This window comes from Pedobacter sp. (genome assembly GCF_035566355.1).
Lineage (GTDB): Bacteria > Bacteroidota > Bacteroidia > Sphingobacteriales > Sphingobacteriaceae > Pedobacter.
In genome coordinates, this window is sequence record NZ_DATMRL010000512.1 from 1 (window position 1) to 8,538 (window position 8,538).

The following is an 8,538-nucleotide window of genomic DNA, read 5'->3' on the forward strand; positions in this document are numbered from 1 at the left end:
ATCCGTATTGCCTCAGGTTCTCTAGGTCAGGGTATGTCTGTTGCTATCGGAGCAGCCCAAGCTAAAAAACTCAATAAAGACCACTCTATTGTATATACTTTGCACGGCGACGGAGAGTTACAGGAAGGACAAAACTGGGAAGCCATTATGTATGCCCCGCACAATAAAGTTGATAATTTAATTGCTTCCATCGATTATAACGGACAGCAGATTGATGGCCCAACAGAAAAAGTATTGTCACTGGAAAACCTTCAAGCCAAATTCGAAGCTTTCGGATGGCATGTTATTGAGTCTGATGGCAACGATATGGAATCTATCGTGAAAGCTTTGCATTATGCTAAAACCTTAACAGGAAAAGGCAAACCAATCTTAAACTTAATGAGTACTCAAATGGGTGCAGGTGTTGATTTCATGATGGGATCACACAAATGGCATGGCGTTGCCCCTAACGATGAGCAACTGGCCGCTGCACTTGCCCAATTACACAGTACCCTAAAAGATTATTAAGAATGAAAGCCTGCTGAGCAGGTTTGAACACCTTTAAAACACTTAAGAACGTGAAAAAGTATACATATACAGAAAAAAAAGATACCCGTTCCGGATTCGGGGCCGGACTTCTTGAAGCTGGAAGAAAAAACCCGGAGGTTGTTGCACTGTGTGCTGACCTTGTAGGCTCTTTAAAAATGGAAGCCTTTATCAAAGAATTTCCTGAACGTTTTTTCCAGATCGGTATTGCAGAAGCCAATATGATTGGTATCGCTGCCGGATTAACTATTGGCGGTAAAATTCCTTTTACCGGAACCTTTGCGAACTTTTCTACCGGTCGTGTTTATGATCAGATCCGCCAATCGGTTGCTTACTCTGATAAAAATGTAAAGATCTGTGCTTCACACGCCGGCTTAACATTAGGAGAAGATGGTGCAACACACCAGATTCTGGAGGATATAGGCTTAATGAAAATGCTACCAGGAATGACAGTGATCAATACCTGCGATTACAACCAGACCAAAGCCGCAACCATTGCCATCGCAGAGCATGAAGGTCCGGTATATTTACGTTTTGGACGCCCGGTCATCCCTGTTTTCACCGACCCTGATCAAAAATTCGAAATCGGTAAAGCCTGGATGGTAAACGAAGGCACAGATGTAACCATTATCGCTACCGGTCATATGGTTTGGAAAGCCATCGAAGCCGGAGAGAAACTAGCTGAACTGGGCATCGATGCAGAGATCATCAACATTCACACCATTAAGCCACTTGATGAAGAAGCGATTCTGAAATCTGTTAAGAAGACAGGCTGCGTGGTTACAGCAGAAGAACACAATAAATTTGGCGGTCTTGGAGAAAGTGTGGCGCGTTTATTGTCTACAGAATTACCAACACCGCAAGAGTTTGTTGCTGTAAATGACAGTTTCGGAGAAAGTGGTACTCCAGATCAGCTCATGACAAAATACGGTTTAGACACTGTAAATATTGTTGAGGCTGCTCAAAAAGTGATCAAAAGAAAGAAATAATACATGAAGCAGGTTGAAGACGCAGAAATACTGGAGAAGTTCTCAAACGAGAAAACCCGAAATGAAGCCTTTAACCTGCTTTTATCTAAATATCAACAAAAGATATACTGGCACATTCGCCGCCTGGTGATCGATCATGATGATACCGACGATCTGGTTCAGGACGTATTTATTAAGGTCTGGCGAAACCTTGAAAAATTTAGAAGTGATTCCCAGCTGTACACTTGGATCTATAGAATCGCGACTAATGAATCCATTACTTTTCTGAACAAAAAGAAACAAAGGAACAATACCCCTTTAGATGAAGTTTCCGAAGAACTTGCAGACAGCCTCGTGGAATCTGCCTATTTCAACGGTGATAAATTGCAACTTAAACTGCAGCAAGCTTTACTAACCTTACCGGAAAAACAGCGGCTTGTTTTTAACATGAAGTACTTTGATGATTTGAAATATGAAGAAATATCAGAAATCCTGGGCACAAGTGTGGGAGCTTTAAAAGCCTCATTTCACATCGCGGCAAAGAAAATTGAAACTTTCTTATTAAATGATGATATTTCATTTTAAACCTTTTGGCATTTAATCTATCCATATAACTGTTATGAATGATGAAATAGAAGATAAGTTGAAAGTAAAGGTAAAACAGCCGGGCTTTTCAGTACCTGAGCATTATTTTGACCAGCTTACGGAAAGAATTCAGACAAAGGTATCGCTGGAAAAGTTAAAGGATCTTTCCAATGGGCAGGGCTTTGCTGTTCCTGATTCTTATTTTGAACAGCTGGAAGCAAGAATCAAAGAAAAGACCACGACGGTTAAATCAAAGAAAGAAGCTGGCCTATTCCGTTTATGGCGCTCAGACATCGTTAAATATGCATCTGCCGCCTGTTTTGTTCTGATCAGTGCCTTTGGTCTGTACCTAAACAATCACCGTAGTATTCCTTCGGTAAAATCTGCAGATATGGCCACCGAGCAAACCTTGTTTGACATTGATGAGCAAATGATTATTGATCATATTCAGGCCAGCAAAGACACGAAAACAACCACCAATGCTTCAGAAAAAGAATTGGAAGATTATATTTTAAACAACTATTCTCAAAACGACATTGCTTCCAATCTTTAAAAGACTGAAGTACAATTTGAGTAAAACTACAAGAACATGAAAAACCTCATCGTATTGACTTTTTTAATCTGCCTTGGCCAATTTGCTTCAGCACAGCGTCAAAATGAAAGAAGCAATGACATTGAGTCTTACAAAGTGGCCTATCTGACCAGTAAACTCGAACTTACACCCGAAGAATCCAGAGCCTTCTGGCCAATTTATAACAACTGGCAGAAGGAGCAGGCTGCATTAAGGGCGGAGCGTGCCGAAAAAATGATCAGCTTTAGAAAAACAAATGAAATCGATGATCTTTCTGACAACCAGGTAGAATCGTTATTAACCAATGAACTCAACTTTAAACAAAAAGCGCTGAACATTGAGAAGAAATACTACTACCAGTTAAAATCGGTACTCCCTATAAAAACAGTTGGAAAATACTACAGAGCCCAGGAAACCTTTAAAAGGGAATTGCTAAACCGCTATCGTGACGGCAAAAAGCGGGATTAACCCATTTTTTGCCTTTTAATCAGGTAAGCCTGCAAAACCGGAATAAAACCCTCTGCCAGATCTGCATCTATCCAGTCAATCTTATATTGCGCACATTTTAATTGAATCTGCTGCCGGTAGATCTGCATCTGTTCCAAATAACCTGCTTTGACTTTGGAGGGGTGTAGTTTTAAAGATGCTCCTGTCTCCATGTCAATAAACTCGTAAGGTTTATTCTCAAATTCAAAAGAGATCTCTTTAGATTTATCTGTTATATTAAACAGGACTACCTCATGTTTATTGAACTTTAAATGTTGTAATGAAGCAAATACAGCATCTAGTTGCTCTTCCTGGCGGACGGTCTGGAGCATATCGCTAAACACAACCACCAGCGACCTTTTGTGAATCAGCTCAGCCACCTGGTGCAAAGCAACTGCCAGATCTGTTGGTACATTGACTTTTACACGCTGCAATATACCCTCCAATTCAGCAAACAAATATTTCTGGTGCATTCCTGTAGACTTCGCCGGTGTGTTCAGAATCACCCGATCTGTAAACAGGCTCAAACCAAAAGCATCGCGCTGCCGCCTTAAAAGAAAGATCAGCGCTGCAACTGCCTGTACTGAAAAGCGAAGTTTGTTCAATTTCACATCAGGGAAATACATAGATGAAGAAACATCTATCACAAACTGACAGCGCAAATTTGTTTCCTCCTCATACCGCTTGCTATACAATTTATCCGTCTTCGCAAAAAGCTTCCAGTCTATATTTTTAACATTATCTCCCGGGTTATAGGCCCGGTGTTCTGCAAACTCAACCGAAAAACCATGAAAAGGGCTCTTGTGTAAGCCGGTAATAAAGCCTTCCACGACTTGTCTGGCCAGCAGTTCCAGGTTATCCAGGGCATTTAAGTTTTCAGGGTCGAGTTGCGATGACATCTTATAAATCTAATAAAAATATACCTGCATAAAAAAGAGATTATATCACTAATGTGGCCGGGATCCTAAAATAAATTCAGAATACAGAGCATAAAAAAAGCGTCTGCAAACACAGACGCTTTCAAATATATCAGATTGTAATTACAATTGTTTATCTAATTTTCCTGCAAGTACCGATTTTGGTACAGCACCTACTTGTTTATCTACTACTTCTCCACCTTTGAAGAACAATAAAGCAGGAATGTTACGAATTCCAAATTGTGTGGAGATCTGAGGGTTGTTATCCACGTTCACTTTACCCACGATCGCTTTTCCTTCATATTCTTTGGAGATCTCATCAACAACGGGACCTACCATACGACACGGACCACACCATTCTGCCCAAAAGTCTACTAAAACGGGTTTATCAGATTTCAATACAACTTCCTCGAAGTTTGCATCTGTGATTTCTAAAGCCATAATTTCTATTTTATTTAATTGATTCTTATTTACTTACTTAGAGCTAGAATGAGTAGAAACATTTGAACTTATTGTTGCCCTTGTGATTACAAAGATATAATCAATACTAATGCCATTACGCTTGTAATGTCAAAATGACATTAGTTCAACTTATAATTGACAACATTCAAACCAGTTAACTGTTCCAGAAAATGGTTATTCGGGTTTATTTTTAACGATTTTGATGGCAAATCCAGTTGAATATTCTGTTCCCTATCATATACAGCAAAATTAAGTTTACAGTTTTGCTGATCTGTACTGGCCTTATTATCTTCTATAATTTCATGTATAGAGCTTAAAAAAGCGGCATTAATCCCTTCAATTGGAATTTGTATGGTCAGTGATTTGGCCAGCTTATCTCTTAAGTCAGAAAGCAGGGCTATTGAAGTAATTTTAAACTCCCAGTCCCCTTCCTTTCTAAAACGTTCACCAACCCTTCCCCTGATCTGCAGGAAGTAACCATCGGTCAGGAATTGTTTGAACTTAATAAAATCCTCTCCAAAAAGCGCCAGCTCGCAACTGTCATCATAATCTTCAAAAACAATTGTTCCAAAAGGTTTACCAGTCTTGGTCATTCGCTGAGCGGCTATAACCACCAAACCGCCCACCACCAGCTCCCTGTTCTTAAGGGCCTCGAATTCCGCTAGTACCTCCTCATTGGTGTCTCCAGTTCTGATTTTGTTGATAATACTCAAGTGTTTCACCGAATGCTGACAGAAATTCTGTAGTTCAAATTTATAATTATCCAGGGGATGTCCACTTAAAAAGATCCCGATAGCATCCTTTTCATACTTCAGGCGGTCAATCAAACCCCATTCCGGAGCAACCGGTAAAGGAGGCTCCATAATCAGATCTGCAATGGAGCCCCCAAAAAGTGAGGATTGTGACGAAGCTCCATTATTCTGAAAATCATTTGCATATTTAATCAGCTTTTCAATTCCGTTCAATTTGTCATTGATCCCGACATGAAAATACTGTGCCCGGTGGAAACCAAAGCTATCAAATGCTCCGCTGTACACAAAACTCTCATAAGCCTTTTTATTTACAGTCCTGGTATTGGAACGTTTTGCAAAATCATAAACACTGACAAAGTGACCCTTTTCTGCTCTTTCTTCAATGATACTCTCTACCGCTTTCTCTCCTACCCCTTTCACACCAGACAGGCCAAAACGAACCTCACCACGATCATTTACCGAGAATTTAATATCAGATTCATTTACATCCGGGCCAAGCACCTGAACGTTCATTTGCCGGCATTCTTCCATAAAAAATGCCACCTGCTTGATATCGCTCATGTTGTTGGACAGTACCGCCGCCATATATTCTGCAGGATAATGAGCCTTCAAATAAGCAGTCTGATAAGCAATCCAGGCATAACACGTAGAGTGCGATTTATTAAAAGCATAAGAAGCAAAAGCTTCCCAGTCCTTCCAGATCTTCTCCAGTACCTGCGGTGCATGTCCCTTTTCTGCCGCCTGGGTTACAAATTTCGGTTTCATCTTGTCCAAAACATCCTTCTGTTTCTTACCCATGGCTTTACGCAAAACGTCGGCCTCACCTTTGGTAAATCCAGCAAGTTTTTGTGATAAAAGCATCACCTGCTCCTGGTACACCGTAATTCCATAGGTTTCTTTCAGGTATTCCTCACAAGCATCCAAATCATATTTGATTTCTTCCTCCCCGTTCTTCCGGCGAACAAAACTTGGAATATATTCCAGTGGTCCCGGGCGGTACAAAGCATTCATGGCAATAAGATCGGCAAATACAGTTGGCTTAAGTTCCTTCATGTATTTTTGCATCCCATTACTCTCGTACTGGAAGATCCCTATAGTTTCCCCACGCTGGAAAAGCTCGTAGGTTTTAACATCGTCAATAGGAATTTCATCCGGATTCAACTCAATACCACTCCTGAGTTTCACCAGTTTTACCGTATCCTTGATCAGTGTCAGGGTTTTTAAACCCAAAAAGTCCATTTTCAGTAATCCAGCACTTTCTACCACCGAGTTATCAAACTGGGTTACATACAAATCTGAATCTTTTGCTGTAGCAACCGGAACGAAATTAGTAATGTCATCCGGTGTAATAATCACTCCACAGGCATGAATACCTGTATTTCTTAAAGAACCTTCTAATATTTTCGCTTGCTGTATGGTTTCTGCGCTCAGGTCCTTAGATCCGGCCATAGCCTTAAGTTCTACTACCTTTTCATACTCGTCTGCTCTAAGCGCTTCTTTCAGGTTCTTCTCATCCAGATTAAAGATTTTGGCCAACTTCATATTCGGGATCAGCTTAGCAATCTTATCTGCCTCAAACAGCGGCAAATCCAATACCCTTGCTGTATCTCTGATGGAAGACTTGGCTGCCATGGTTCCGTAAGTAATAATCTGGGCAACCTGATTGGCCCCATATTTCTTAATTACATAGTCCATAACTCTTCCGCGACCCTCATCATCAAAGTCAATATCAATATCGGGCATGGATACCCTATCCGGATTCAGGAAACGCTCAAAAAGCAAATCATATTTGATCGGGTCAATATTAGTGATTCCCAGACAATAGGCCACTGCAGAACCTGCGGCAGAACCCCTTCCTGGCCCAACAGATACATCCAGGTTTCTTGCTTCAGCAATAAAATCCTGCACAATGAGGAAATACCCTGGATATCCCGTTTTCTCAATGGTCTGCAACTCAAAATCCAGGCGTTCTTTAATGTCCGGTGTAATTTCTCCGTACCGTTTTTCCGCCCCTACATAAGTCAGGTGCGCAAGATATTTATTCTCGCCCCTTTTTCCACCATCCGCTTCGTCCTCTGCAACAAGAAATTGCTCAGGAATACCAAATTTGGGTAACAGTACCTCTCTGGCCAGCTTATAACTTTCTATCTTATCTACAATCTCCCCAATATTGAGGATCGCTTCAGGAAGATCTGCAAAGAGTGCTTTCATCTCTTCACCAGATTTAAAATAGTACTCCTGATTGGGCAGACCATAACGGTAACCACGCCCACGGCCTATTGGTGTAGCCTGCTTTTCGCCGTCTTTTACACACAATAAAATATCATGGGCATTGGCGTCTTTTTTATTGATGTAATAGGTATTATTTGTTGCGACCAGCTTTACGTCGTGTTTTTTAGCGAGACTAATCAGTGATTTATTTACAATGTTTTCGTCATCCTGGTTGTGACGCAGAACCTCTATATAAAAATCATCTTTAAATTGTTCTTTCCACCAGAGCAAAGCTTCTTCCGCTTGTTTTTCACCCACGTTTAAGAGTTTACTAGGAATCTCCCCGTACAAGTTTCCCGAAAGGACCAGAATATCTTCCTTATAAGCTTCAATTACCTTTCTGTCTATCCTTGGTACATAATAAAAGCCTTTGGTATACGCAATAGAAGACATTTTGGCCAGGTTGTGATAGCCCCTTTTATTCTTAGCCATTAATACAATCTGGAAACCATTGTCTTTGCGGCTCTTGTCCAGGTGGTCTTCACACACAAAGAACTCACAACCCACAATTGGCTTTAGAACCACATCTGACGGTTCCTCTCCCTTTTCTATAGCAGCCTGGTTCCTCGCCTCCGCACCTTTATTGTAATTCAGAACCTGATTAACAAAATGAAAAGCCCCCATCATATTGGCGTGATCAGTCATGGCCACTGCTGGCATTTTATCTGCAGCAGCGGCTTTGATCAGATCAGGAATATTGATGGTAGATTGTAATACGGAAAACTGCGTGTGGTTGTGTAAATGCGCAAATACGGCATTTTTCAATTCCTCCTGGTTTTCCTTCAGGGCTTGTCTGGACAGCCCACCACCTTCTGCCTTTTTAAGACGCTCACGAATTTCCTCAGAAGCCGCCTTAAGGTTAATATGCTTTAATCCTGTTGTTGGAATAACCCCTGGATTACGTTCTTTAAAAGCCCTTACATAATCCGAATCCCGATTGAGTTGTTCTGGTTTAAATCCATCAATTTTCAACAACTGCAGAAAGCACCTGGTCGTCGCTT

Annotated in this window: 8 protein-coding genes; 5 read left to right on the forward strand and 3 right to left on the reverse strand. The window is 41.0% G+C overall.

What is annotated here, in order from left to right; all coding sequences use genetic code 11:
- The 5 genes from VNZ46_RS19865 to VNZ46_RS19885 form a co-directional block, all read left to right on the forward strand.
- On the forward strand, positions 1 to 507 hold a 507-nt coding region (locus VNZ46_RS19865; RefSeq protein WP_325561878.1), incomplete at its 5' end, for a thiamine pyrophosphate-dependent enzyme.
- 50 nt (positions 508 to 557) lie between these two features.
- Positions 558 to 1,514: a transketolase family protein gene (locus VNZ46_RS19870; RefSeq protein ID WP_325561880.1), complete on the forward strand. Its 957-nt coding sequence runs from the start codon at positions 558 to 560 to the stop codon at positions 1,512 to 1,514.
- A 3-nt stretch (positions 1,515 to 1,517) separates the two neighbouring features.
- A complete protein-coding gene (locus tag VNZ46_RS19875) occupies positions 1,518 to 2,078 on the forward strand; it encodes an RNA polymerase sigma factor (protein WP_199077279.1) in 561 nt (186 codons plus the stop codon).
- 34 nt (positions 2,079 to 2,112) lie between these two features.
- Positions 2,113 to 2,631: a hypothetical protein gene (locus VNZ46_RS19880; protein WP_325561882.1), complete on the forward strand. Its 519-nt coding sequence runs from the start codon at positions 2,113 to 2,115 to the stop codon at positions 2,629 to 2,631.
- Between the two features lie 36 nt (positions 2,632 to 2,667).
- Positions 2,668 to 3,117, forward strand: a complete 450-nt coding sequence (locus VNZ46_RS19885; protein WP_325561884.1) for a hypothetical protein — start codon at positions 2,668 to 2,670, stop codon at positions 3,115 to 3,117.
- Here the strand turns inward: VNZ46_RS19885 and VNZ46_RS19890 are convergent.
- The 3 genes from VNZ46_RS19890 to dnaE all read right to left on the reverse strand — a co-directional run.
- Positions 3,114 to 4,034 carry a DUF58 domain-containing protein gene (locus tag VNZ46_RS19890; RefSeq protein ID WP_325561886.1) on the reverse strand — a complete coding sequence of 307 codons (921 nt, stop codon included), beginning with the start codon at positions 4,032 to 4,034 and terminating at the stop codon, positions 3,114 to 3,116. The genes VNZ46_RS19885 and VNZ46_RS19890 overlap by 4 nt on opposite strands.
- Positions 4,035 to 4,175: 141 nt before the next feature.
- Positions 4,176 to 4,493 (reverse strand): thioredoxin, encoded by a 318-nt coding sequence (gene trxA / locus VNZ46_RS19895; RefSeq protein WP_108552243.1) that lies wholly within the window; start codon positions 4,491 to 4,493, stop codon positions 4,176 to 4,178.
- A gap of 140 nt (positions 4,494 to 4,633) precedes the next feature.
- Positions 4,634 to 8,538 (reverse strand): DNA polymerase III subunit alpha (dnaE, locus tag VNZ46_RS19900; RefSeq protein ID WP_325561888.1); only part of this gene is annotated, 3,905 nt, incomplete at its 5' end.

What these genes read in the sequence shown, in the direction of transcription:
- VNZ46_RS19875 (WP_199077279.1), top strand. Translation starts at nt 1,518, where the DNA reads ATGAAGCAGGTTGAAGACGCAGAAATACTGGAGAAGTTCTCAAACGAG.
- VNZ46_RS19880 (WP_325561882.1), top strand. Translation starts at nt 2,113, where the DNA reads ATGAATGATGAAATAGAAGATAAGTTGAAAGTAAAGGTAAAACAGCCG.
- VNZ46_RS19885 (WP_325561884.1), top strand. Translation starts at nt 2,668, where the DNA reads ATGAAAAACCTCATCGTATTGACTTTTTTAATCTGCCTTGGCCAATTT.
- VNZ46_RS19890 (WP_325561886.1), bottom strand. Translation starts at nt 4,034, where the DNA reads ATGTCATCGCAACTCGACCCTGAAAACTTAAATGCCCTGGATAACCTG.
- trxA (WP_108552243.1), bottom strand. Translation starts at nt 4,493, where the DNA reads ATGGCTTTAGAAATCACAGATGCAAACTTCGAGGAAGTTGTATTGAAA.